A 22,769-nucleotide genomic window follows, 5' to 3' on the forward strand; every position below is an offset into this window, starting at 1 on the left:
ACTACTTCACCTTGAAGCTGTTGGAGTTGCCCTCGACTCCGAAGCGGTCCGTCACCGTCAGCGTCACGTTGTCGCCCTGGACGTCCAGGGTGATGGACTGCGTGCAGACCCCCGCGACGAACTGATCCAGCGACGTGGGGCTGACGCCCCCGTTGGACTTGTTCACGGTGAGGTCCAGCTTGTCCTCGAACTCCGCCGCGCGCGGGCCCAGGGCTCGGACCGTGATGACGAAGGGCTGGCCCCGGGTCTGCTCCTGCACCGACTCGAACTCGAAGCCGGTGATGTCCCCTGGCTGCATCGGCGTTCCCGGAGTCGGCCCACCATCCTGCTCCAGGCCTCCATCCGCGACGAAGATGCCTCCGTCGGGGACCTCCTCCACACCGCCGTCCTCGTCTGTGCCGTCCCCGTCGAGCAGGGTGAAGCCTCGTTCACGGCGGGCCTCCCGACCGTCTGCGAGGACGACGCGGACATCGTGCTCTCCCGGGGGCAGCAGCTCCGGCACATCCGCCGAGAGCGTGCCACTCTCGTCGATGTCGTGCAGGGGCGCTTCCACGGAGCCGAACCACAGCCGCGTCCCGGTCCCCGCGCGCGCCTCCTGGCGGGAGTAGTCCACGCGGATGGGGAACACCGCGTCCAGCGTCACGCGGATGGTGCCGGGATAGCCGACCTGCGCCTCTCTCGGACTCACCGCGATGATGGTCGGAGCCGGGAGCACCGCGCTCGAGCCGCAAGCCGCCAACAGCAGCGCGAGGAGCACGGTGACGCGAGTCATGGCTCGAACCTCATCCCCAGCAGCGCGGCCACACCGCCGAGCTGCGCGTCCAGCAGGGGCGTGCTCGCTGGTGCCCACGCGCCACGAAACTCTCCCAGCGCGCTCCAGCGCCCGAACCGGTACGCGCCCTGGACGGCCAGGAACCCCATGCCGGAAAGCTTGCTCTCTTTCACTTCCGCCTGGAAGTCGCTGCGGAGTCGATGACGGAAAGGCGCCAGTCCACCTCCTGCTCGGCCGTACAGGGTGAACGCGGCGAACTGGAGCACCTCCGCGCGCACCGACGCGAGGACGGGCACCGCCAGCACCTGGGAACGCACCGCGCCAAGCGTGCCCACCGTCCCGTTGAACGTGGCGCCCCGCATGCCCACCTCCAGCTCCGCCGCGAACCGTCCGTTCCACCACGGCGCGGTGAGCGACACACCCAGCGCGCCGAAAGGGCCCGTGTTGTCTCCGCTGGCGAACGAGCCCCCCGCCAGTACCTGCAGCGCCGGACGCCATGTGCCCTGAGCTTCCTCCGCGAGGGGAGACACGGGCACGAGGTCCTTCCGCGAGGGCACGCGTCTCACGTCGGCCCGGGTCCGAGCCACTTCCGCCCCCGGCGATTGCACGCTCACCGTGACGGAGGTGGCCTCGGGCACAGGCACCACACGGAAGCGCGCGACGTTGGCTCCTCCCCGCACGGGCTCATACCGGGCGCCCTCGACGGACAGCTCCAGCGCAGCCAAGTTGAGTGGTCCCCCACCCGCGACGAACAACCAGCCTCCCTCGGCGGGGAGGGGAGAGGGCGTGAGCACCGCGACGCGTGGGCTCGCGCGGGGCGCATCCAGGGGCGTGGCCGCATCGGTGCGCAGCTCACCTCGAGTGGCGAGCACGCGCGCGGACACGACACCGGGAGGCACCTCCACGGGGACCCGGGCCTTGCCTCGGGCATCCGCCTGGATGGGGCCGAAGCGCTTGTCGCCGAGCAACACCTCGACGGTGGCGCCAGGCGCGGTGGCCACGTCGAGCGTCGTCTGTCCGAGCAACCCGAGCCGGAACAGCGTCACCCGGGGAGGGCCGTCACCGGCCTCGACCCAGAACGCGAACACCGCCACCAGGGGGTGCCGCACGGGAGGGGGCGTCCAACGGAAGGTGCGCCGGGCACCGCCGTCCAGTCGCTCCTCCGCGAACCGCCCCGACGACGCCGCGGCCCGCACCGGCCCCGCGCCTGGAGGAACGCGGACCTCCAATGCGACGGCCAGGTCCCGCCCCAGGACGACCCGAGCGGGAGCGGCGCGCACCTCCAGGCCGGAGTCCGGAGGAGCCGCCGCCAGGGCCGCCGAAGCGGCCAGGGCCAGCACGAGGAACGGCAGGAAGGGCGGCGAGCGGGTGCGCACGAGCGTGCCGCCCAACTTCGCCCTCCCGCCTCGCCTCGGTCAATCCCCGGTTGCGGGGGATTCCTCGACGGGCGCTTCCGCCGGGACTTCTTCAGCGGCGACCTGCGGCTTGTCCGCGGGGCCGGTCGCCTGCCGGACGGGCGGGCTGAAGGCGGGCTTCTCCGAGGGCGCGCCGCCGCGGCCATGCACCAGCGTCTTGGTGTCGGTGCGGAAGGTGAGGTCCACCTTGTCGCCCCGCACCGCCGTCACCAGTCCCACGCCGAACGTCGGGTGCTGGATGACCTGATCCACGCTGTACGTGTCCTTCGGGCTGTAGCGGGGCGCGTTGGCGACGTCCCTTCCAGCCAGCTGCTCCTCGAAGGAGATGATGATCTTCTCCGCCCTGGTCAGGCCACCCGAGGCCCGGCTCGCGCGCGGGGTGGGAGCAGGGCGGTCCGTCGTGCCCGGGGCGCCTCGGTAGGCGTGGTCCCCGTTGCAGGTGTTACAGCGCACCCGAGCGATCTTCGTTCCCACTATCGCCAGGATGGTGTGCGCGAGGGTGAGCTTGCAGCGGGTGCAGTATGCGTCCACCTCGCCGCCGACCTTATGAGTTGCCATGTTCGTCTGAGTTCTCGGCCCGGTGCGCCTCGCGGGCACCGGGCTTGGAAAGAAAGGGGCGCGGAACATAAACGCATCGCTCCGAAGTGAGGTAGTCCCTTCGTCGCCCGCCCGCCTGGTGGTATCGCTCCCAGGCCTGGGAGGGAACACTTCGCTTGTGCCCCCCGTCGTGGCACGTAAGAGTAGGCGCCTGACCGCATGACCACGCAGACCCCCAGCAAGCCGGCCCGCGAGCCAGGGATTTTCACCCAGACGGTGGCCGGCTTCGGCAAGGGCCTCATCGACGTCGTCAGCACCATTGGCGGCGTCGTGACGCTGGCCATCGACGTGGCCCGCTGGAGCGTCCGGCGCCCCTTCCGCCTCCACAACCTGTTCGCCCAGCTGGACTTCGTGGGGGTGGGCTCCATCTTCATCGTCGGACTGACGGGGTTGTTCACCGGCATGGTGTTCGCCCTCCAGACGTCCGAGGCCTTCGCGCTCTTCGACGCGGAGAGCCTCGTCGGCCCCACGGTGGCGCTGACGCTGACGCGCGAACTGGCGGCGGTGTTCTCCGCGCTGATGGTCACCATGCGCGCCGGCTCCGCCATGTGCACGGAGCTGGGCACCATGCGCGTCACCGAGCAGGTGGACGCGCTGGAGACCATGGCCGTCAACCCGGTGCAGTACCTGCTGGTGCCCCGAATCCTGGCGGGCCTGTTCATGGTCCCCATGCTGACCATCCTGTTCAGCACCGCGGGCATGACGGGTGCCTACTTCGTCGCGGTGGGAGGCCTGGGAATCTCCCCGGGCACCTTCCTGACGCGCACCCAGCAGTGGCTGGAGCCGGTGGACATCTACGAGGGCGTCATCAAGGGGGCCGTGTTCGGCGTCTCCGTGGCGCTCATCTGTTGCTACAAGGGCTTCAACGCGTCGGGCGGCGCCAAGGGCGTGGGCCAGGCGACGACCGAGGCGATGGTGGCCAGCGCCCTGTCCATCTTCATCCTCGATTTCCTCGTGGGCATCGTGATGCACTGATGGCTGCCTCCGGTCCTCCGTCCGAAGACAACGCCGGCACGTCCACGAAGCCGATGATCGAGATCGTGGACCTGCACAAGACGTTCGGTGAGAACAAGGTCCTCACCGGCATCAACCTCAGCGTGCCCGCGGGCAGCACGTGCGTCATCCTCGGCGGCTCCGGCTCCGGGAAGACGGTGCTGATGAAGCACATGATTGGCCTGCTCCGCCCCGACAGCGGCCAGGTCATCATCGACGGCGAGGACATCATCCCCATGGGGGTGCAAAGCCTCCAGCGCGTCCGAAACAAGTTCGGCATGGTGTTCCAGGCCGCGGCCCTCTTCGACTCCATGACGGTGTTCGAGAACGTCGCCTTCCCCCTGCGCGAGCACACCCACCTGTCCGAGGACGAGCTGTACGCCAAGGTCCGCTCCAAGCTGGACTTGATGGGGCTCAAACGGGAGGTGGAGTCGAAGTTCCCGTCGGACCTGTCGGGCGGCATGCGCAAGCGCGTGGGCCTGGCGCGCGCCGTCGTGTTGGACCCGAAGATCGTCCTCTACGACGAGCCGACCACGGGGTTGGACCCCATCACCACGGACTACGTGGATGAGATGATCCTGGCGGCGCAGAAGGGGCTGGGCGTGACGAGCGTGGTCATCAGCCACGACATCTCCTCGGCGTTCAACGTGGGGGACCAGATCGCGTTCCTCTCCAAGGGCGTCATCGTGGCGCACGGCCCTCCGGAGCAGTTGCGCGAGTCCCAGCACCCGGCGGTGAAGGTGTTCCTGGAGACGTGGTTCGGGAAGAACTGAGGGCAGGGGCCCCGGGAGGCTCCGCTTTCAGGAAAATGTGGCACTCCAGATGCAAAACGTTAGAGTCGCGCCCGGCCGGTAGCCCTCGGAGTCACATCAGGTGAAGAAGCTCGTTACGCCCTTCCGTGTTGGCCTGCTGGTCATCGCCGCGGGGGCCTTTTTCGTCACCTTCGTGCTGTTCGCACGCGAAGGCGGCCTGAGCGACAGCGACTCCACGCGCGTGTGGGCCTATTTCCGGGACGCGTCTGGCCTCGCGGTGCGCGGCCGGGTGCAGATCGCCGGCATCCGGGTGGGAGAGATTGACGACATCATCCTGGAGGGCACGCGGGCGCGCGTCGTCCTGAAGATCCGCGAAGACGTGGACCTGCGCGAGGACGCGGTCGTCACCAAGCGCTCGGAGTCGCTCCTGGGCGACTACCTGCTGGACTTGAATCCCGGCACGGAGAACGCCCCCAAGCTGGAGAACGGCGGGCAGATCCGCCGGGTCATCGACACGCAGGGCATGGAGGCCATCTTCGAGTCGCTGTCGCAGATCACCTCCGACATCCAGCAGGTGACGGGCGCGCTGCGCGAGGTGCTGGGCGGAGAGCGCGGCGCCGGCTCGCTCCAGCGCATCGTCGAGAACCTCGTCCGTCTGTCGGACTCCGTGGACGCGACGGTGCGCCGCAACGCGGACCGGCTGGACGTCATCCTCGCGAACTTCGAGGGGGTGTCGACCGACGTGCGGACCATCACCCAGAACAACCAGGCCGACGTCGGCCGCATCGTCGACAACATCGAGTTCATCACCCGCGACGTGCGCGAGGTGCTCGCCAGCGTCAAGAACATCGTCGGGAGCGGGGAGGGTGACTTCAAGGAGAGCGTCGCCAGCCTGAAGCAGACGCTGACCAAGCTGGACAGCACGCTGGGCAACCTGGAGGAGATCACCCGCAAGGTGAAGGACGGGGAGGGCGCCGCGGGTGTGCTGCTCACCGACGAGAGCGTGGGCCGCGAGGTCCGCGAGACGGTGCAGGACGTGGCCCGCTTCGCCGCCAAGCTCACCGACCTCCAGACGGAGGTCGGCATCCAGAGCAGCTACCTGGCCGCCCAGGGCCGCTCCAAGAACGTCTTCTCCGTGCGGCTCATCCCCAAGCCGGACAAGTACTACCTGCTGGAGCTGGTGGACGACCCGCGCGGCACCGTGACGACGGAGACCGTGCAGACCAATCCGCCGTCCGAGGGCGACCCCGTCATCCAGACCCGCAAGGTGACGAAGGAGAGCCTGAGGTTCAGCGCGCAGTTCGCCAAGCGCTGGTACTTCACCACCCTGCGCGTGGGCCTCATCGAGTCCACCGGCGGCGTGGGCGCGGACCTGCACCTGTTCGACGACGCCCTCACGCTGAAGATGGACGCCTTCAACTTCGCGGCGGACGAGCTGCGTTATCCCCGGCTGCGCGCCACGCTGCGGGCTCAAGCGTTCGACCACCTGTTCGTCGTCGCGGGCATGGACGACATGCTCAACGCCCAGCAGCGGGACACGGCGACGCAGCGCCTCATCGCCGGCCGCGATTTCTTCGTGGGCGGCGGCCTGTTCTTCACCGATGACGACCTGAAGGCCATCCTCACGGCCACGGGCATCCCCACCCCCTGATCGGGGTTTTCACGGCTGCGCGGCTTGACGCCAGCCGTGAAACCGCGTACCCGGCACGGGCACGGGGTTCCTGGCAGGGCACCGTGCCCCCCTCTGTATTTCCAGGAAGCTCGCAATGTCCCTCCTTGTCGTCGGCTCCGTCGCATTGGACTCGGTGGAAACCCCCTTCGGACAGAAGGAGGACGTCCTCGGCGGGTCCGCCACCTACTTCTCCACGTCGGCGTCGTTCTTCACTCCCGCGCGCATCGTCGCCGTGGTGGGCGAGGACTTCCCTGAAGCTCACGTGAGCTTCCTCAAGGGGCGAGGCATCGACCTGGAGGGCCTCACCCGCGTGCCCGGCCGCACCTTCCGCTGGAAGGGCCGCTATGGCTACGAGCTGAACGAGGCGAAGACGCTGGACACCCAGCTCAACGTCTTCCAGACCTTCTCGCCCGAGCTGCCCGCGGCCTACCGCGACACGCCCTACGTCTTCCTGGGCAACATCCACCCGGAGCTGCAGGCGCGCGTGGTGGATCAGGTGCGCTCGCCCAAGCTGGTGGCCGCCGACACGATGAACTTCTGGATCCAGGGCAGCCGCGAGGCCCTGCTCAAGACGCTCCAGCGCGTCAACCTGCTCTTCGTCAACGACGCGGAGGCGCGCCAGCTGGCCGGTGAGCACAACGTCGTGAAGGCCGCGCGCGCCATCCTTGGCATGGGTCCGCAGCGCGTCGTCATCAAGCGCGGCGAGTACGGCGCGCTCCTCTTCGAGAAGGACCACGTCTTCGCCTGCCCGGCCTTCCCGCTGGCGGAGGTCTTCGACCCCACCGGCGCCGGTGACACCTTCGCGGGTGGCTTCATGGGCGCGCTGGCCACGGCGACGTCGGACATCGACTCGACGGTGCTGCGCCGGGCCATGGTGATGGGCAGCGTCATGGCCTCCTTCACCGTGGAGAAGTTCAGCCTGGAGCGCCTGCGCGAGGTGACGCATCCGGAGATTCGCGCTCGTTTCGCGGAATTCAGGAAGCTGACCCATTTCGACGACCTGGGCCCGCTGGAGCGTTGAGCGCCTGGAGGGTGAGGTGGGGTCCCAGCTCACCCACGAACTTGACGGTGGATTCAGGCCGTCTCTAGGCTTCCATCCTTTGGTGCTCGGGAAGGAAGAGGGTTGAGCGATAACCGAAAGTCCGCACGGGTACCCACCTTGCTGCGCTGCTGGTGCGAGGGAGACAACGTCACCCTGTATGCCCGCATCACGAACCTGAGCGAGGGAGGTCTGTTTCTCCGGACGAGCACTCCGCTGGCGCGAGGTGCGCGAGCGGTCCTCCGGCTGACGCCCGCGGAGGATCCCGAAGTACAGGCGGCGGCCACGGTGGTATGGCTGAGGGAAGAGGAGGACCGGGCCTACCCGCCGGGGATGGGGCTCCAGTTCGAATCGCTGGATGCGGAAACCTTGGGGCGGCTCCGGCGGATTATCTCGCAGCAGCAGAAGAACCCCGTGAAGGCGGTCTGGGCCGGCTGAACGCGGCGCCACCGACCGAGGCATCCATGCGCATCGCCGTCATCTCCGACATCCACTCCAACATCGAAGCGCTCACCGAGGTGCTCCGGGTCTCCGAGCATCAGAAGGTCGACCGCATCGTGTCCCTGGGGGACATCGTCGGTTACGGCGCGTCTCCCAACCCGTGCTGCGAGCTGGTTCGCTCGGTGGCGGAAGTCACGCTGCTGGGCAACCACGACGCCGCGGTGGCGGGGCGGATGGACTACTCGTACTACTACGACGCCGCCCGGCACGCGCTGGACTGGTCCGCCAACGTCCTCACGGACGAGAACATGGCGTGGCTGCGCAGCCTTCCGTACACGTACCGCATCGGCGAGGTGGGCTTCTGCCACGGCTCGCCCATCGACCCGAAGGCGTACGAGTACATCTTCGCGCTGGAGCAGGCGCGGGAGCTGACGCCCTACGTGGAGGAGCTGCCGGAGGTGACGTTCATCGGCCACAGCCACCTGTGCCGGGCGTTCGCCATCGGCAATGGCGAGGTGAACGACGTGGTGGCCCAGAAGTTCGGCATCCGCAAGGGCTACAAGTACATCATCTCCGTGGGCAGCGTGGGTCAGCCGCGCGACTACGACAACCGTGCCTGCTTCGTCATCTGCGACACGGATGCGCGCACGGTGGAGTACGTCCGGGTGGAGTACGACATCGAGACGTCCGCCCAGAAGATCTTCGACGCCGACCTGGCGCTCAACTTCGGCAAGCGCCTGTTCCTCGGCGTTTGACGCGGCGCCTTCTGAAAACTGGGCACGGCGGGGGGAAATGAAATAAACCGGGTGCGTGCGCCCCCAGGTCCTCCGAGCATCCCTCCGGCCCTTCGCGGCCCTTGTTTCCGCCCTCCTGCTGGTGTTGTCGGCCTGCCGTCGCGAGCCACCACCGCCGTCCGCTGAGTACGAGCAGGCCACCCGCCAGTTCCGCGAGCTGTACGCGCAGAAGCTGGATGACGCCTATCTGGACCCGCAGATGGGGTCCATCGAGGCGAAGCTCCAACGCGTGCCCCAGGACAGCCTGGATGCGCCCTCCGCGCAGGAGCTGCTCCAGCGCATCCAGAAGAACCGGGCGCGCATGCAGGAGGCCCTCGTCGCGAGGCAGAAGGCCGTGGCCAGCGCCCACGAGGTCGTCCCGAACGCGCCCTCCACCACGCTGGCACCGCCGCCGCCTCCTCCTCCCGCCGAGGCCGTGGACGCCGGTCCTCCAGACGCTGGCCCGGTGAACGGCCCCCAGACTGGCACCCCGGCGAACGAGCTGGTCGCCGGCTTCCGAGGCTGCTTCAAGCGTGGCACCCCCATCAACGTGGAGGGGCGCGGCATCCGGGACGCGTGGGAGCTGACTGACAGCACGGCCTGCCGCCTGGAGTACCCCGGACATCCCGACACGGTGCTGATCGTCGAAGAGGGACGGGTGTTGATGTTGTTGCCCAAGAGCTCCGTGCGGACGGTGACGCGGACGCTGGATGCCGGGACGGAGCCCCCCGCGGGGACCGACGCCGGCCGTTAGTCAAAGACGCCCCATGAACGAACAGACCTTCATGAAGTTGATGCGCGTGTTGCCCAAGTCCGCCCTGTCGACGGCGGTGGGCATGGCCACGCGAGTGCCCATTCCCGCGCCCGTCCACCAGGCGGCCATGCGGGCGTTCGCCAAGTCCTACAACGTGGACATGGCGGAGGCCGAGCACCCCATCGAGCACTACCCCACGTTCGCGCAGTTCTTCACGCGCGCCCTCAAGCCGGGCCTGCGCCCCATTGACCCGGACGAGAAGGCCGTGGTGTCCCCGGTGGACGGCCGCGTGTCGCAGGTGGGCTATTCCGAGCACGGCCGGTGCCTGCAGGCCAAGGGCATCGAGTACACGGTGGATGAGCTGCTGGGGGACGCGGAGGCGGCGAAGCCCTTCCACGGTGGAGCCTGGACGACCATCTACCTGTCGCCGCGCGACTACCACCGCATCCACTCGCCGCTGGCGGGCACCATCACCGGCTATGCGTACATCCCCGGTGAGTTCTGGCCGGTGAATCCGGCGTCGGTGAAGAACAAGCAGTCCCTGTTCTGCGTCAACGAGCGGCTGGTGACCTACCTCCAGACGGCGGCGGGGCAGTGCGCCGTGGTGAAGGTGGGCGCCACCTGTGTGTCGCGCATCAAGGCGTCCTACGAGGACATCACCACGCACACGGGCCAGCCGGGCAAGGTGCACCGGTATCAAGAGGGCTACAAGGTGGAGAAGGCCGGCGAGCTGGGTCGGTTCGAGATGGGCTCCACCGTCATCCTGTTGTTCGAGCCCGGCCGCGTGAAGTGGGAAGCGAGCCTCCAGGAAGAGGCGGTGCTTCGGCTGGGGCAGCGCATTGGAGTCATCCCGTGAGTCAGACGCTCAGCGCCGTCAAGGGCATGAACGACCTGCTGCCAGGCGAGATTGAGATCTGGCAGCACGTGGAGGGCCTGGCGCGAGAGCTGTTCGGTCGCTTCGGTTATGGGGAGATCCGCACGCCCATGCTGGAGGACACGGCGCTGTTCGTGCGCAGCGTGGGTGAGGAGACGGACATCGTCGGCAAGGAGATGTACACCTTCACCGACAAGAACGACCGCAGCCTGTCCCTGAGACCCGAGGGCACGGCGCCGGCGGCGCGCGCGTACATCGAGCACTCCATCGTGAACAAGGAGCCGCTGACGCGCTGGTTCTACACGGGGCCGATGTTCCGGTACGAGCGGATGAAGACGGGCCGCTACCGGCAGTTCTATCAAATCGGCGCGGAGGCCTACGGTTCGAAGGAGGCCGCCCAGGACGTCGAGGTGATGGACATGGTGGCCCAGTTCCTCCAGAAGCTGGGGCTCCAGGACATCACGCTCAACCTCAACTCATTGGGCGACGAGACGTGCCGGCCCGCGTACCACGCGAAGCTGGTGGAGTACCTGCAGGCCCACCGCGAGGAGCTGTGCTCCGACTGTCACCGGCGCATGGAGAAGAACCCGCTGCGGGTGCTCGACTGCAAGAACCCGACGTGTCAGGCGGTGGCCGCCAAGGGCCCCAACGTGCTCGAGTTCCTGTGCGAGCCGTGCCGCGCGCACTTTGATGACGTGCAGCGCAAGCTGACGGCGCTGGACATCAAGTTCGTCGTCAATCCGCGCATGGTTCGCGGCCTGGACTACTACACGCGCACCGTCTTCGAGTTCATCGCCTCGCACCCCGCGCTGGGCACCGCCAGCACGGTGGGCGCCGGTGGCCGCTACGACAAGCTGGTGAAGAGCCTGGGGGGGCCGGACGTGCCCGCCGTCGGCTTCGCGTGCGGCCTGGACCGCCTGGTGCTCCTGCTCAAGGAGAGCCAGCAGAAGTTCGGCGCGACGCCGGACCTGTTCATCGCGGTGGCGGATGCGGGCTCGCATGACGCGGCCTTCACCCTGGCGAGCCGGCTGCGGCGCGAGGGCCTTCGCGTGGACTTCGACACGCGCGGCGGCACCCTCAGGAGCCAGATGAAGCGCTCGGACAAGAGCGGGGCGCGCTTCACGCTCGTGCTCGGAGAGCTGGAGCGCACCAGCGGGCAGGCGAAGCTCAAGCCGATGGCCGGAGGGGAGCCCATCCCCGTGGCCCTGGACGACATCGCGCGGACGGTGCGGGCCCACTCGGCCGCCCCCCGGGCGGACGCCCCCAGCGCCTCCTGAGTTTGTAGTCGAGGGAATTCAGGACTCCCCGCGATTCAGACCAACCCGGAGGGGTCTTGTAACCTCCGGGAAATTCAAGGGGAATCCAAAGGGACTCATTCGCGCCGCCCTGGCCGGTGGAGTAGACTGGCTCGGAAATGTCGGGTGAGTCCCCCACCTCCGCTTCGCCTTCGGCCTTTCGCTGGATTCCCGTACGGGGAGACAGCATGTGGCCATCGTTGCGGGCAGGGGACTTCGCCGGTGTGGAGCCGCTGTCTGGCGAGCCTCGGCCGGGTGAGGTGGTGCTGGCGCGGTTCGACGACGCGCTCGTCCTGCATCGGGTCCGCGCAGCGGGGAAGGGCGTGCTGTCGCTGCGCGGGGACAATGCGCCGGCGGAGGACCCGCCGATTCCCGCATCGCGCATCCTCGGGCGCGTGACGTGTGTCCGGCGAGGCGCGGTGGAGCTGGGCGCGGGGTGGGACCGGGGGCCGTCGCGGCTCGGTCGGGTGCGCGCGGTGGTGCGGGGCAGGGTGGCGCGGTGGCTGGGACGGGGAGGGCGCCCATGAGCGGCGACTTCTCGGCGGACCATCTTCCGCGGCGACGGGTGGGGGCGGAGGGACAGCGCTTCGGCGCGGACTTTCTCCTGCTGGACGCGGAGGGGCGCACGTTGCGTGGCCTCAACGCGACGGCGGTGCGAATCTGGGAGCTCAGTGACGGGACGCGCTCCGCGCGCTCGGTGGCCGACGTCGTGGCCCGCGAGTTCTCCATGGACGTGGGCCAGGTGCTCACGGACACGTTGCGGTTTCTCACGGACCTGGCCCGACTGGGCCTGGTCGACGAGCTTCAGGAGGTACGGTGATGCGAGCGCGCATTGCGGCGGGCTGCTCGGCGGCGGCGCTGCTGCTGACGGCCTGTACGGAGAGCGGAATCTCTCCCCGGGTGTTCGACTGGACGGATGCACCCGCGGAGGGCACGCCGCCCGCCGTGGAGCCCGTTGCTCCCACGGACGTGTTGGGCGAGGAGAGCGAGGCCGCCCGGCCTCCGACGGCTGAAGCCGCGGAGGGAGAGCCGATGCCGACGCCCGTCTCAGGACACGCGGAGGTGGTGGGGCTGGACGCGCATGGCCTGTCGGACGTGTCCCAGGTGGACGTGGACCTGACGGTGAGCGGCGTGCGTGGCAAGGGCCGCGTGGAGGTCGAGTTCGTGTCGCCCTCGGGCCATCCGTACGAGCGTCGCACCTCCGTGGTGGAGGCGAAGCCGGACGTGACTCGTACCGTGCGCTTCTCGCTGCCCGTGGCCGGAACGACGGTGGCCACCTCCGGCATGAGCGGGACGTGGCAGGTTCGCTTCTTTCTCGACGGCGCGCCGCTGACCACGGCCGCCTTCACCCTGGAGCCGTGACGTGAGGCCTTCCGCCATGATTCCCACGCTGAACGCCCGCCTCGCCGTGCTCGTCGCGGTGCTCGTCCTTCCTTCCGCCGCGCTGGCCCAGAGCACGACCCGCGCCGCCGTCTTCACGACGCTCGCGGAGCCCGGGGAGACCCAGGCGACCGTGGTGATGGATGAGGTCTCCGAGCTGCGCGTCGAGGTGCGCAACAACACCCGGAGCACCTCGCCGCAGTTCCGGCCCATCAACCAGGTGTCGTTCACGCTGCCCACGGGCTACACGCTGCTGGAGAGCCCGGCGCCCACGGGTTGGGTCGCGGACCACTTCATCGCGGCGCGCCTGGTGACGTACAACATCCCGGTCAACTGCGCGCAGGCGGACGCCGGCCTGATGCAGAACCAGACGGCGACCTTCACCCTGCGGATGATTCCGCAGGTGGGCAACACGAACGCCGCGGACCAGCGGTTCACGGCGCTGACGGCCCACGAGTCCTGCGGAAACTCGTCCTTCGGCACGAACCGGACGGCGGACGCAGCGGAGTGGCGGCGCGTGGGATTGTCCACGCGGGTCGACATCCAGCCACGGGTTCTTCCCGTGGGCGACGACCTCACCGCGCGCCTCGTCATCGAGAACCGGACCAGCCAGACGGCCGCCCAGAACAACATCACGGCCGAAGGCCCCAGCACCGGCGTGGGCGGTGTCTCGTTCGAGGTCGTCGAGGTCCAGCCCGCCAACTTCCAGGTGAACATTCCCCTGCGGAACGCGGCCATCCTCTCCGCTCGAGCCACCACTGAGACGGGCGGGACGATGGTGGCCAGCGTCCGCGCCACCAACGGAAGCGGATCGGTCACCTCGGCCGTGGCCGACACGCCCATGGTGAACGTGGGTGTGCTCGCGGCCTCGGGTGACGTGGACAACGTCCACGCCTTCGTGGGTGAGACGGTGAAGGTGCGGCTCAGCGTCACCAACACGTCCACCACCGCGTCCTATCTGAACGTGACGCCTCGTGCCCCCATCTTCGTGGGCACTGCCGTGGCGGCCCTCGCTTCCGGCCCCAGTCCCGCGAGCGTGTCGCGCCTGGCCCCCGGCGCTTCCGCGCACTTCATCTGGAGCTACACCCTCACCGGCGCCGAGTTCTCCGACTTCGCCTTCGATGTGCAGGCGGATGCGACGTTGAACGGGAGCGCCGCGACGACCCAGGTCGTTCGTTCGGGACAGGGCCGCATCGTGACGCACCGCCTGAAGGCGAATCCGTCCGTGCTCGTTCCGGGCGTGCCGAACCAGACGGTGGTCTACACGGTGCAGAACCGGGGGACGCTGCCGCTCGAGCAGGTCACGCTGCTCCGGCCCGCCGTGAACTTCTTCCCGTTCGTCAGCGGCAGCCCGGCGGCTCCTGCGGGGTGGTCCATCTCGAGCAATGCGACGAGCTTCACCTGGACGGCGAACAACAACCCCGCGCGCATCATGCCCAACCAGGAACGCGCCTTCACCGTGACGTACGCGAATGTCGGAAACGTCACCGCGCCCACGGCGTTCCGCCACCGGATGCATCTGCCTCTCGCGTACGCGTCCGAATCGGCCGCGCGTATCGAGACCCCGGTGACCATCGCCACGGGCACGGCGCCGGAAGTCGAGCGACTCACCGCGGTGGCTCGAGATGCGAGCGTGACGGTGACGTGGGACAACCCCGCAGTGCATAGCGGAGTGCTGGTGCTTCGCGCCGCGGGGGCCGCGCCCGACACGCTGCCGGTCGCCGGTCGGACCTACGCCGCCGGCTCGACGCTGGGCAACGCCACCGTCGTCGCCTCCGAAAGCTTCACTTCGACGGCGTCCATCACCGACACCGCCGTCGTCAACGGCACCACGTACCACTACCGCGTGTTCAACACGGATGACGTGGGGCGGTACTCGGCGGGCAGCCGGCCCACGGCCTCGGCGGCGCTCATCGCGACGCCCCAGGCCCGCGTCGGTGCGGCGCCGTTGTGGTGCTACTCGGTGGGCCTGGATGCGCGCCTCCAGCCCATCACCGAGTTGGGCGTGGGCATCTTCAGCTCCTTCAACGACTCGGTCGTCGCCAACCTCACCAATGTCACCACGCCCTCGGCCGACGGTGCCGAGCGCTGGCGTCCGCTTCCGCTGTCGGGCCTCATCGGCAGCCGCTTCCCGGTGGTACCGCTCAATGGCCTGGCCGGGCAGTACATCCTCACCGCCGACCAGTCAGGCGTCGCCTACGCGCTCAACGCCACCACTGGCACGGAGCTGTGGCGCTGGGACAACACCGGCGCACCCATTGGCACCATCCAGTCCTTCCCCGTCACGCAGCTCCACGACTACGCGAACACCGCGTACAAGGCCGCGCGGCCGAACCTGGACCTGGCGTTCTTCGCGACGCGGTTGGCGAACCCGGCCCTGAATCGCGTGGTCGCGCTCAACGCGCGCACGGGCACGCCGGTCTTCACCTACCAGCCCGGAGACCTGGGCATGGTGAGTGGTGGCATGGTGGTCGACTACACCACCAACCGCCTCTTCATCGGCTCGAAGACGCATGGTGGAACAACGGCGTCGCTCCGCGTCCTGGACACGCTGACGGGCACCGAGGTGACGCGCCTCTCCCTGGGCGACCTGGAGCACAGCCTGGTGCGCAACGCCGTGGCGAATCAGATCTTCGTGACCAACAGCGATGGCGTCGTCCACGCCATCGACGCGGGCACCCTGACCTCTGTGTGGAGCGCGAATGTGGCGACGCGCCCCTCGCCGAGCACGCCCGCGTTCACCAGCTTCGTGCGGCCCCTGGGCGGAGGCTTCGTGGCCAGCCTCGCGAGTGGCAGCGTGGAGTTCTGGGACCACGTGACGGCTGGGGAGACGGCACCCTCTCAGGTGTGGACCACGCCCATCGCGAATCCCTCCGGCACCTTCACCCTCAACTCCAACGGCGTTGTCCGCATCTACGTGGGCAGCTCCGACGGGAAGGTGCATCAGCTCGAGATGATTGGCGGCGTGGACTCGCAGCAGGTGTCCATCGGCGACACTCAGCTCATCGGCACTCCGACCATCGACACCACCGTTTCCCGACTGCATGTGGGCTCTCAGGACGGCCGCATCTGCGCCTTCCCGGTACCGTTCCCGTGAAAAATCCCTCGACTCCTTCGTCCTCTCCGTCGCCGTCGACGGAGGTTCCTCGGACTGCTTCCACCGAGGCCGTTTCGCGCTACGAGGCTCCCGCCATCCTGTGGGAGCAGCCCTTCGTCGCGCTCGCGGCCATGTCCCAGTGCAACATCCCCGGCGAGTCGGAGTGCACGCCCTGAACGCGTCGGGAGCCGGCCCGTCCGGTCCCCAGCGCTCCGGCGGTTCCGACGAAGACGGCCTGGAGACGTCAGGCCCATGGCTCTCCATCGCTGGATGGACCGTGGGCCTCCAGGTGCCAGACTCCCGTGTCCGGGAGCTGCTGCACCGCTCCCTGGCGGGCTTCGTCATTGCTCCACCCTTGGCCGGTGTCCGAGTCTGCCGGCTGCGCGTCGCGGCCCCCTCCGTGGCCCGCCCCGAGCCGACGACCCGCGAGCTGCCCCGACCCTGGCGCGAGCAGGATGGCTCTCTCCGACTGGAAGGGGAGGACTACTCGGCGAGACTCGACGCGGACGGCCTCCGTGGTGAGGTGGTCGGCGCGGGTCGCTTCCCCGTGGAGGTGGTGCTGCGGGTGATGCTGGCGGCGGACCTGGCGCGTCGCGGTGGCCTGTTGGTGCATGGCGTGGCGCTCGTGCATGGCGACGGGGCGGCGCTCTTCACGGGGCACTCGGGCGCGGGCAAGAGCACCCTGGGTGGGCTATGGATGGACGCTGGCGAGGCGCTGCTCTCGGATGAGCTGGTGGCGGTCTGGCCCGATGCGATGGAGGGCTCATGGCGGGCCGCGGGGACGCCGTGGAACCTCGGGTTCCCACGTGAGGCCCGGCTTCGTGCCGTGGGGACATTGGCCTGGGATTCGAGCTCGCGCTGGGAGCGCCAGCGTGCCGGGGACGTGGGCCGGGTGCTGGTGCACAATGCGCTGTTGTCGGAGGCCTCCTCCGAGGGACGCGGTGCGCTGCTCGCCTCGGCGGGGAGGTTGCTGACGGACGTGGAGCCGGTGCGGCTGGTGTTCTCGCGAGATGCGTCCGCCGCCACCGTGGTGCGTGAGGCCCTGGGAGTGTCGGGACATGGGTGAGGCACAGGAGGGGAGACCGACGTTGACGGTGCTGGCCGGGCCGACGGCGTCGGGGAAGACGTCGCTGGCCATCGAGGTGGCGCGTCGCCTGGGTGGGGAGATCGTCAGCGCGGACTCGCAACAGGTGTACCGGCACTTCGACGTCGGCACGGCGAAGCCCTCGACGGAGGAGCTGGCCGAGGTGCCGCATCACCTCGTGTCCGTGGTGGACCCGATGGAGACCTTCTCCGCCGCCGAGTACCAGCGTCGAGCGGACGCGGCCATCGCTGAAATCACCGGACGCGGTCGGCCCGTGGTCGTCGTGGGAGGCACGGGGCTGTATCTGCGCATCCTGCTTCACGGCGTGGTGGACGCCCCGGGAGCGCTCCCGGAGCTGCGCGCGGAGATGGATGCGCTCGCGGCGGAACAGGGGCGCGAGGCCGTCCATCGCCGGCTTGCGGAAGTGGACCCGGAGACCGCGGCGAAGCTGCCCATTCAAGACCTGGTGCGAGTGGTCCGCGCGCTGGAGATCCACGCGCAAACGGGCGTGCCCGCCTCCGAGTTCCGCAAGGCCCATGCGTTCGCTCCGGACCGGTATCCCTTCCGGTTCTACGTGTTGGACCCGCCGCGAGAGGAGCTGTACGGCCGCATCAACGCGCGCACGGAGGCCATGTTCGCGTCCGGGCTCGTGGAGGAAACCCGGGCACATCTGGAGCGTGGCCTGGGTGATGCCGCCCCGATGAGAAGCGTGGGCTACGTGCAGGCGCGTGCGGTGGTGGAGGGCCGCCTGTCCGTGGACGAGGCGATTCGAGACACCGCGCAGGAGACGCGGCGGTACGCCAAACGCCAGCTCACCTGGTTCCGCAAGGAGCCGGGCGCCGTCTTCATCCAGCCCCCGTATGCCTCCCTGCGCGAGAGCACGCCGAGCGCACCGGGCTGAAGTCACCCTCCAGGGAGGGGCGGGGAGGGGAGGAGCGGGAAGTGAGGCCGTTGTCCCCGTGCTCCGAGGCACCCATGTTCGCCGCTGAATCTTTCCTCCAAGGGAGGCGGACCGACATGGACACCAGTTACAAACGTGAACCCGCGACAGGTGACAGAAGCAAGGCCGCCTCGGCGGCCTGGGGACCGCCATTCGTCCTGGGGCTCTTGATGGCCGTCCTCGGCTTCGTCGCGCTGGGGGCCTCATTCCTCACGAGCCTGGTCTCCGTCATCCTCTTCGGCGCGTTGCTGGCCGGAACAGGCATCGCGGAGATTGTCTCCTCGTTCCGTGTCCGCAAGGCCGGCGGGCCCTTCTGGCTCTATCTGCTGAGCGGCGTGCTCTCCACCGTGGTGGGCTTCTTCGTGCTCGTGTATCCGGCGGCGGGCCTGGGGGCGCTGACACTCCTGCTTGCTGGCTACTTCTTCGCCAGCGGCCTCTTCCACGTGGTGACCTCGCTGATGGACCGGTATCCCCAGTGGGGCTGGGACTGCGCCTATGGCGCCATCTCCATCGCCCTGGGTGTCATTGTCATGGCGCAGTGGCCGGTCTCCGCCGTGTGGTTGGTGGGTACCCTGGTGGGTATCTCCATCCTCATGCGTGGCATCGCGCTCATGGCCGGCTCGCTGGAGCTGCGCCGCGGCCTGCGTCGCATCGCCACGTAAGCGGGCGCTCGCGGAACGAACGAGGGGCACGGCGACCAGGAGTCCCCGTGCCCTTCCTCGTGGGCGTGCGGCGTCGCGCGCGTCACCCCGTCACGCCTCGGTGCGGGCACGGTGAACTGAAAGGCACCGTGCCGAGCGCCGCTCCCTAGGAAGCGGCGTAGCGGTCCGAACCACCCGCATCGGTCGGCTGTCGCGTCGTCGCGTCAGCCGTGGTGCTGGGCGAGGCCAACCGGCCGGTGAGGATGCGCAGCAGTCGCTCCGGATCCACGGGCTTGGGCAGGAACGCCTCGGCCCCCGCGTCGAGCGCTCTCTGGCGGACGTGCGGACGATTCAAGCCGCTCATCACCACCACGCGCGTGCTTCGCGTGAGGGGGTGTTGCTTCAGGCCTTCGCACAAGCGCAGCCCGTCCACCCAGTGCAGCACGACATCGAGGATGATGGCCGTGGGTGGCCGTCGCGCCACGGCGCAGAACAGCGCCAGCTCGTCCGCGAACGACACCACCTTGGCGCCCGTGCTCTCCAGCAGCGCCGTCAGCGCCTCACGCGCGTCTGGGTCATCGTCCACGACGTAGTACAAGTCGGGCTCCAACTCCGGCACCGCCATGGGCACGGGCTCCATCGTCGTGCGCAGCCAGGAGCCCACCACCTCACGCAGGCCCGCCCAGCGCATCGCCCCCAACAGGGCCAGCGGCGTGGGAGCACTCAGGCCCAGCACTCCACCCCCGTAGACACCGGACGACGTGCGCCGTCCCTTCGCCGCGACGAAGGCCCCAGGCGCTCGCTTCCCGGCGCGCCGCAGCCACGACGCCGCGCGGGCTCCGGCCGCCGCGTCCTCCATCAACTCGCACAGGCCCTCGCGGACGTAGCGACGCTCCAGGGCCGAGCCATCCAGCCCACCATCCAGCAGCGCCACCGCCGCCCGGCTGCATGAGGCCAGCGTCTCCGACAGCCCCACCTGGAGCGGATGTCCGAACGCGGCGGGGCCCACGGCGATCTGTCCCGGCGCCACCAGCGTGCGCCCCGGCCCGTAGGGCAACCGGGTCGGCTCCAGCGCGGCCAGCTCGAACCCTTCCTCCAGCAGTCCATCGCGCGCGGCCATCATCAGCGCCTGGCACAGGTCGGCCGGCGTCACCGAGGGGCCAAAGGCCAGCGCATAGACGGAGTCCGCGCCCGGCAGGAGGAACAGCCCATCCACCGTGGGAAGCGGCGCCACCCACAGCCGTGCGACGGGGGCGATCTCCAGCCGTGGCGAGGCATGCCGCAGCCGTGCCTGCACGGCCGCCACCGTGGGCGCGGGGCGGAAGCCCGGGAAGAACGCGTCACCCATCAACGGCCCCGCGCCACTGGCCAGGGCCACCGCATGGAAGCGCTCGCCGCCTCCCTGCGCTCGGACCACCAGCGGCCCGGCGCCTCTCACGGACGCGGGCGCATCCGGGGCCGCGGGTTGACGCTCCACCCGGTCCACGTGCCGCTCGAGGAAACGTGCGCCCTGGGCGCTGGCCGCCGTGGCAAGCACATCACGCACCTGGGCCAGTCCGCCTTCTCCATGGGGCCAGCCGTCCACCACCCAGAGGCCACCGGGGGAGGCGGTCAGCAGCTCGCGACGTCCCTCGGCGATGATCTCCACGCCCCGCAGTTCGTGGGCGCGCCACTCGGTGGGGATGCGACAGCCCAGCGCGGCCAGGCGAGAGCGACACTCGGGTGTCAGCACCGCGGGAGGCGCGGTGCGCTCGGACAGTCCCCCGGAGTAGACGCGCACATCGAGCGTCAGCCCCCGTGCCCTGCCGTTGAAGAGCAGCGAGGCCGCCAGCCCCGCCCCCGCGATACCGCCCCCGACGACCGCCACCCTCGAACCGCTCGTCAGCCTGTTGCCCAGAATCATCCGCGCCCTCTAGCTTCCCGCCGTCGCCTGCTTCGTCCCGCCCCGCGCTCAGTGTCGTTGCACGGGCGGCGCGAGCGCCGGACGGCCGAACACCACGACCCGGTCACGCCCTTCGCGCTTGGCCTCGTAGAGGGCCGCGTCCGCCGCCTTCATCAGCGCATCCGTATCGTCCCGGGGTGTTTCCAATGTGTGGTCGGCGATGCCGACACTCACGCTCAACCCGAAGGAAGCAGGGCGGCCGTCGCTCTTCTGCACGCCGACGGAATGCAGCCCGGTGCGGATGCGCTCGGCGAACACCGCCGCTTCCAGCGCCGTCTGGTGGGGAAGGAGCGCCACGAACTCGTCGCCGCCAAAGCGCGCCGCGAAGTCCGACTCGCGCAGATTGCCCTTGAGCTGGTTGGCCAGCGCGAGGATGGCCCGGTTGCCCACGTCGTGCCCCATCCCGTCGTTGATGGCCTTGAGGTGGTCCAGGTCGATGACCACCACGCTGAGCGGGTAGCCGTAGCGCTGGGCCCGGCGCAGCTCCTCTTCGAGCCGCACGGTGAGGGCCCGGAAGTTCGCCAGCCCCGTGAGGGCATCCGTCTGGGCGAGGATCTGAAGCCGCCGCTGCTGTTCGCTCTGCCGCAGCGCCCGGTCGATCCGTGCCATCAGCTCCCTCGCGCTCGCCGGCTTGTGGATGAAGTCCACCGCCCCCATCTCCAGGCAGCGCTCCAGGGTGGCCTCGTCCGCGTCCCCGGTCAGGAAGATGACCGGCGTCGACTCCGTGCGGGAGTCCCGCTGCAGCGCCTCCAACACCGCCAGCCCATCCCCGCTGGGCAGGAATCTGTCCAGGAGCACCAGGTCGGGACGATGTTCGCTCGCCAACTCCAGCCCCACGCCCGCATCCGCCGCGCCCAGGACATCGAAGCGCGAGGCGAGCAGGTCCGACAGGCTCTCCAACACGCTCGCGTCATCCTCGATGACCAGGAGGAGGGACCGCTCCGAGGTGCGCCCTCGCCGTTGCATGAACCTCTCCGCTTCGTTGATCTCCCGATGATTCGCGGTCCAGAGGTCTCGGATGCCACGCCCCACCAGGTGCTCTCGCCGCCCCTGCGCCCCACGCGCATCCGCCACCGCCCGGTCCTGCGAGCACCCATCCCCACCCGCAACCTTCACCCGAGACCTCCGGCCGCCAGGCCCGACTGCTGTGCGCGGCGGGTGTCATCCCCGTCGGCGCGCGTGGGCGAAGAGCAAGCAGCATGCCCTTGGAGCAGGCATGCGGCCGGGAGTCATTTCAGGGGGTTGCGATGCGAACGCTTCCTCGCGACAAAGGCGGATCGGAAGTCGTTCCAGCGTCAGGGCAGGGGAGGCGGTAGGAATTCCCGGGCGAAGGAGGGCGCGCACGCCCCCCTCGCTCCTGGGATCAACGTCGGGTAACGAACTGCATGCGGCGTCCACCACCGCCCATGGGCGGCATCGTCGGCGGGGCCTCGAGCCCGAACTGCCACCACAGCGGCTCGTAGGGCTTCATCTTCAGCCGCTTGTCGTTCTGGAGCTGGGCGAGGCTGGCCTTGAGCTTCTCGTCCTTCGGGTTCTCCTCCACGCCCCGGCCGAGCACCTTGAGGGCCTCGTCCTTCTCCTTGTTCTGCAGGAGGCACCAGGCGTAGACGGCCCAGACGATGGCTTCCTTCTTCCCGCTCTTGGTGGCGGACTCGAAGGCGGTCTTCATCCCCGCGAAGTCCTTGCGCTGGTAGCGCAGGGCACCCTCCATGGCCTTCGCCATGTAGTTGCGGGAGCTGCCCTTGCTGAAGGCCGCCTGCGCCCCGTCATGGTCCTTCACCATGTACTTCAGCATCCCGATCTGCGCGTGAATCTCCGGACCCACCATGAACTGCCACTTGTCATAGACGAGTCCCTTCTCGAGCGTCTTCACGGCCCGGTCGACCCGGCCCTGCGCGTCCTTCTGACTGGTGGGCTGGGACTGGAGGTCCTGTTGCACCGTCGTCATGAGTGCCTGGATGCGGGTGGCGACCCGCCGGGCCAGGAAGATGAAGGTACCGAGTGCGGCGATGAGGCCGGGCACCAGGCCCGCCCAGATGGAGAAGCCGGCGAACTTCACCAGCAGCGCGACCACGATTCCCACTGCCAGCGAGATGAGCAGGTTGTACATGCGGGGGCCCTCATAGCGATGTGCGTCCGGCACCGCAATCTTCGGATGCATACGGGCGACCGTCGCGGTATACGTCTGGCCGCTTCCGTAACAAACGGCCCTCTGTCGAAATTGGTAGACGAGGCGGACTCAAAATCCGCTGCGGCTGACCCCGCGTCCCGGTTCGAGTCCGGGGAGGGCCACTTCCCGAAAGGGGTG

At 69.1% G+C, this 22,769-nt stretch carries 23 protein-coding genes and 1 tRNA gene; 18 read left to right on the forward strand and 6 right to left on the reverse strand.

What is annotated here, in order from left to right:
- Nucleotide 1: 1 nt before the first annotated feature.
- From HUA76_RS24380 to HUA76_RS24390, 3 genes are read right to left on the reverse strand one after another with little or no spacing between them, the layout of a single operon-like run.
- Nucleotides 2-772, reverse strand: a complete 771-nt coding sequence (locus tag HUA76_RS24380; protein ID WP_174462210.1) for a hypothetical protein — start codon at nucleotides 770-772, stop codon at nucleotides 2-4.
- Entirely contained in the window at nucleotides 769-2,163 is a 1,395-nt protein-coding gene (locus tag HUA76_RS24385; RefSeq protein WP_217440081.1) for a hypothetical protein, read from the reverse strand. The genes HUA76_RS24380 and HUA76_RS24385 overlap by 4 nt, the downstream gene beginning before the upstream one ends.
- Before the next feature lie 24 nt (nucleotides 2,164-2,187).
- Nucleotides 2,188-2,745, reverse strand: coding sequence for a hypothetical protein (locus HUA76_RS24390; RefSeq protein ID WP_141646475.1), 558 nt, complete (start codon nucleotides 2,743-2,745; stop codon nucleotides 2,188-2,190).
- 198 nt (nucleotides 2,746-2,943) lie between these two features.
- On the opposite strand from HUA76_RS24390, the gene HUA76_RS24395 reads away from it, so the two are divergent.
- The 17 genes from HUA76_RS24395 (at nucleotide 2,944) to HUA76_RS24475 (ending at nucleotide 18,540) form a co-directional block, all read left to right on the forward strand.
- Nucleotides 2,944-3,759 (forward strand): ABC transporter permease, encoded by an 816-nt coding sequence (locus HUA76_RS24395; protein ID WP_141646474.1) that lies wholly within the window; start codon nucleotides 2,944-2,946, stop codon nucleotides 3,757-3,759.
- 53 nt (nucleotides 3,760-3,812) lie between these two features.
- Nucleotides 3,813-4,550 (forward strand): ABC transporter ATP-binding protein, encoded by a 738-nt coding sequence (locus HUA76_RS24400; RefSeq protein ID WP_141646485.1) that lies wholly within the window; start codon nucleotides 3,813-3,815, stop codon nucleotides 4,548-4,550.
- A 100-nt stretch (nucleotides 4,551-4,650) separates the two neighbouring features.
- Nucleotides 4,651-6,180 carry an MlaD family protein gene (locus tag HUA76_RS24405; protein ID WP_174455481.1) on the forward strand — a complete coding sequence of 510 codons (1,530 nt, stop codon included), beginning with the start codon at nucleotides 4,651-4,653 and terminating at the stop codon, nucleotides 6,178-6,180.
- Between the two features lie 115 nt (nucleotides 6,181-6,295).
- Entirely contained in the window at nucleotides 6,296-7,222 is a 927-nt protein-coding gene (locus HUA76_RS24410; protein WP_141646472.1) for a PfkB family carbohydrate kinase, read from the forward strand.
- 102 nt (nucleotides 7,223-7,324) lie between these two features.
- The gene (locus HUA76_RS24415; protein ID WP_141646471.1) at nucleotides 7,325-7,678 is read left to right on the forward strand and encodes a TIGR02266 family protein; all 354 of its coding nucleotides are present in this window, start codon (nucleotides 7,325-7,327) and stop codon (nucleotides 7,676-7,678) included.
- Nucleotides 7,679-7,704: 26 nt separating this feature from the next.
- On the forward strand, nucleotides 7,705-8,436 hold the full coding sequence (locus HUA76_RS24420) for a metallophosphoesterase (protein WP_141646470.1): 732 nt from the start codon (nucleotides 7,705-7,707) through the stop codon (nucleotides 8,434-8,436).
- Between the two features lie 55 nt (nucleotides 8,437-8,491).
- On the forward strand, nucleotides 8,492-9,208 hold the full coding sequence (locus HUA76_RS24425) for a hypothetical protein (protein ID WP_141646469.1): 717 nt from the start codon (nucleotides 8,492-8,494) through the stop codon (nucleotides 9,206-9,208).
- 13 nt (nucleotides 9,209-9,221) lie between these two features.
- The gene (gene asd, locus HUA76_RS24430; protein WP_141646468.1) at nucleotides 9,222-10,064 is read left to right on the forward strand and encodes an archaetidylserine decarboxylase; all 843 of its coding nucleotides are present in this window, start codon (nucleotides 9,222-9,224) and stop codon (nucleotides 10,062-10,064) included.
- A gap of 26 nt (nucleotides 10,065-10,090) precedes the next feature.
- A complete protein-coding gene (hisS, locus tag HUA76_RS24435) occupies nucleotides 10,091-11,359 on the forward strand; it encodes a histidine--tRNA ligase (protein WP_217440148.1) in 1,269 nt (422 codons plus the stop codon).
- Between the two features lie 137 nt (nucleotides 11,360-11,496).
- Nucleotides 11,497-11,904: a S24/S26 family peptidase gene (locus HUA76_RS24440; protein ID WP_256434488.1), complete on the forward strand. Its 408-nt coding sequence runs from the start codon at nucleotides 11,497-11,499 to the stop codon at nucleotides 11,902-11,904.
- Nucleotides 11,901-12,197 carry a PqqD family protein gene (locus HUA76_RS24445; RefSeq protein ID WP_141646465.1) on the forward strand — a complete coding sequence of 99 codons (297 nt, stop codon included), beginning with the start codon at nucleotides 11,901-11,903 and terminating at the stop codon, nucleotides 12,195-12,197. Before HUA76_RS24440 ends, HUA76_RS24445 begins: the two co-directional genes overlap by 4 nt.
- Entirely contained in the window at nucleotides 12,197-12,739 is a 543-nt protein-coding gene (locus HUA76_RS24450) for a hypothetical protein (RefSeq protein ID WP_174455485.1), read from the forward strand. The genes HUA76_RS24445 and HUA76_RS24450 overlap by 1 nt, the downstream gene beginning before the upstream one ends.
- A gap of 16 nt (nucleotides 12,740-12,755) precedes the next feature.
- The gene (locus HUA76_RS24455; RefSeq protein ID WP_174462213.1) at nucleotides 12,756-15,854 is read left to right on the forward strand and encodes a PQQ-binding-like beta-propeller repeat protein; all 3,099 of its coding nucleotides are present in this window, start codon (nucleotides 12,756-12,758) and stop codon (nucleotides 15,852-15,854) included.
- Nucleotides 15,851-16,030, forward strand: a complete 180-nt coding sequence (locus HUA76_RS24460; protein WP_141646463.1) for a hypothetical protein — start codon at nucleotides 15,851-15,853, stop codon at nucleotides 16,028-16,030. The genes HUA76_RS24455 and HUA76_RS24460 overlap by 4 nt, the downstream gene beginning before the upstream one ends.
- Nucleotides 16,018-16,920: a hypothetical protein gene (locus HUA76_RS24465; protein WP_371823515.1), complete on the forward strand. Its 903-nt coding sequence runs from the start codon at nucleotides 16,018-16,020 to the stop codon at nucleotides 16,918-16,920. The genes HUA76_RS24460 and HUA76_RS24465 overlap by 13 nt, the downstream gene beginning before the upstream one ends.
- Nucleotides 16,913-17,839 (forward strand): tRNA (adenosine(37)-N6)-dimethylallyltransferase MiaA, encoded by a 927-nt coding sequence (gene miaA, locus HUA76_RS24470; protein ID WP_174462214.1) that lies wholly within the window; start codon nucleotides 16,913-16,915, stop codon nucleotides 17,837-17,839. Before HUA76_RS24465 ends, miaA begins: the two co-directional genes overlap by 8 nt.
- A gap of 116 nt (nucleotides 17,840-17,955) precedes the next feature.
- Complete coding sequence (locus tag HUA76_RS24475) at nucleotides 17,956-18,540, forward strand: HdeD family acid-resistance protein (RefSeq protein WP_174455488.1); 585 nt, start codon at nucleotides 17,956-17,958, stop codon at nucleotides 18,538-18,540.
- A 145-nt stretch (nucleotides 18,541-18,685) separates the two neighbouring features.
- Here HUA76_RS24475 and HUA76_RS24480 read toward each other — a convergent pair whose 3' ends face one another.
- From HUA76_RS24480 to HUA76_RS24490, 3 genes are all read right to left on the reverse strand, one after another.
- A complete protein-coding gene (locus HUA76_RS24480; RefSeq protein ID WP_174462215.1) occupies nucleotides 18,686-20,422 on the reverse strand; it encodes a response regulator in 1,737 nt (578 codons plus the stop codon).
- A 48-nt stretch (nucleotides 20,423-20,470) separates the two neighbouring features.
- A complete protein-coding gene (locus tag HUA76_RS24485; RefSeq protein WP_141645883.1) occupies nucleotides 20,471-21,427 on the reverse strand; it encodes a diguanylate cyclase in 957 nt (318 codons plus the stop codon).
- Nucleotides 21,428-21,824: 397 nt separating this feature from the next.
- Nucleotides 21,825-22,571, reverse strand: a complete 747-nt coding sequence (locus HUA76_RS24490) for a lipopolysaccharide assembly protein LapB (protein WP_141645884.1) — start codon at nucleotides 22,569-22,571, stop codon at nucleotides 21,825-21,827.
- A 96-nt stretch (nucleotides 22,572-22,667) separates the two neighbouring features.
- On the opposite strand from HUA76_RS24490, the gene HUA76_RS24495 reads away from it, so the two are divergent.
- A tRNA-Leu gene (locus HUA76_RS24495) sits at nucleotides 22,668-22,753 on the forward strand.
- The last annotated feature ends 16 nt before the right edge of the window (nucleotides 22,754-22,769 follow it).

The sequence above is a fragment of the Myxococcus sp. CA056 genome, assembly GCF_013336715.1.
Taxonomy (GTDB): domain Bacteria; phylum Myxococcota; class Myxococcia; order Myxococcales; family Myxococcaceae; genus Myxococcus; species Myxococcus llanfairpwllgwyngyllgogerychwyrndrobwllllantysiliogogogochensis.

Coding starts and splice junctions, on each gene's coding strand:
- HUA76_RS24380 (WP_174462210.1), bottom strand. CDS start 772: ATGACTCGCGTCACCGTGCTCCTCGCGCTGCTGTTGGCGGCTTGCGGC.
- HUA76_RS24390 (WP_141646475.1), bottom strand. CDS start 2,745: ATGGCAACTCATAAGGTCGGCGGCGAGGTGGACGCATACTGCACCCGC.
- HUA76_RS24395 (WP_141646474.1), top strand. CDS start 2,944: ATGACCACGCAGACCCCCAGCAAGCCGGCCCGCGAGCCAGGGATTTTC.
- HUA76_RS24400 (WP_141646485.1), top strand. CDS start 3,813: ATGATCGAGATCGTGGACCTGCACAAGACGTTCGGTGAGAACAAGGTC.
- HUA76_RS24410 (WP_141646472.1), top strand. CDS start 6,296: ATGTCCCTCCTTGTCGTCGGCTCCGTCGCATTGGACTCGGTGGAAACC.
- HUA76_RS24420 (WP_141646470.1), top strand. CDS start 7,705: ATGCGCATCGCCGTCATCTCCGACATCCACTCCAACATCGAAGCGCTC.
- asd (WP_141646468.1), top strand. CDS start 9,222: ATGAACGAACAGACCTTCATGAAGTTGATGCGCGTGTTGCCCAAGTCC.
- hisS (WP_217440148.1), top strand. CDS start 10,091: ATGAACGACCTGCTGCCAGGCGAGATTGAGATCTGGCAGCACGTGGAG.
- HUA76_RS24440 (WP_256434488.1), top strand. CDS start 11,497: ATGTCGGGTGAGTCCCCCACCTCCGCTTCGCCTTCGGCCTTTCGCTGG.
- HUA76_RS24445 (WP_141646465.1), top strand. CDS start 11,901: ATGAGCGGCGACTTCTCGGCGGACCATCTTCCGCGGCGACGGGTGGGG.
- HUA76_RS24450 (WP_174455485.1), top strand. CDS start 12,197: ATGCGAGCGCGCATTGCGGCGGGCTGCTCGGCGGCGGCGCTGCTGCTG.
- HUA76_RS24455 (WP_174462213.1), top strand. CDS start 12,756: ATGATTCCCACGCTGAACGCCCGCCTCGCCGTGCTCGTCGCGGTGCTC.
- miaA (WP_174462214.1), top strand. CDS start 16,913: ATGGGTGAGGCACAGGAGGGGAGACCGACGTTGACGGTGCTGGCCGGG.
- HUA76_RS24475 (WP_174455488.1), top strand. CDS start 17,956: ATGGACACCAGTTACAAACGTGAACCCGCGACAGGTGACAGAAGCAAG.
- HUA76_RS24480 (WP_174462215.1), bottom strand. CDS start 20,422: ATGATTCTGGGCAACAGGCTGACGAGCGGTTCGAGGGTGGCGGTCGTC.
- HUA76_RS24485 (WP_141645883.1), bottom strand. CDS start 21,427: ATGCAACGGCGAGGGCGCACCTCGGAGCGGTCCCTCCTCCTGGTCATC.
- HUA76_RS24490 (WP_141645884.1), bottom strand. CDS start 22,571: ATGTACAACCTGCTCATCTCGCTGGCAGTGGGAATCGTGGTCGCGCTG.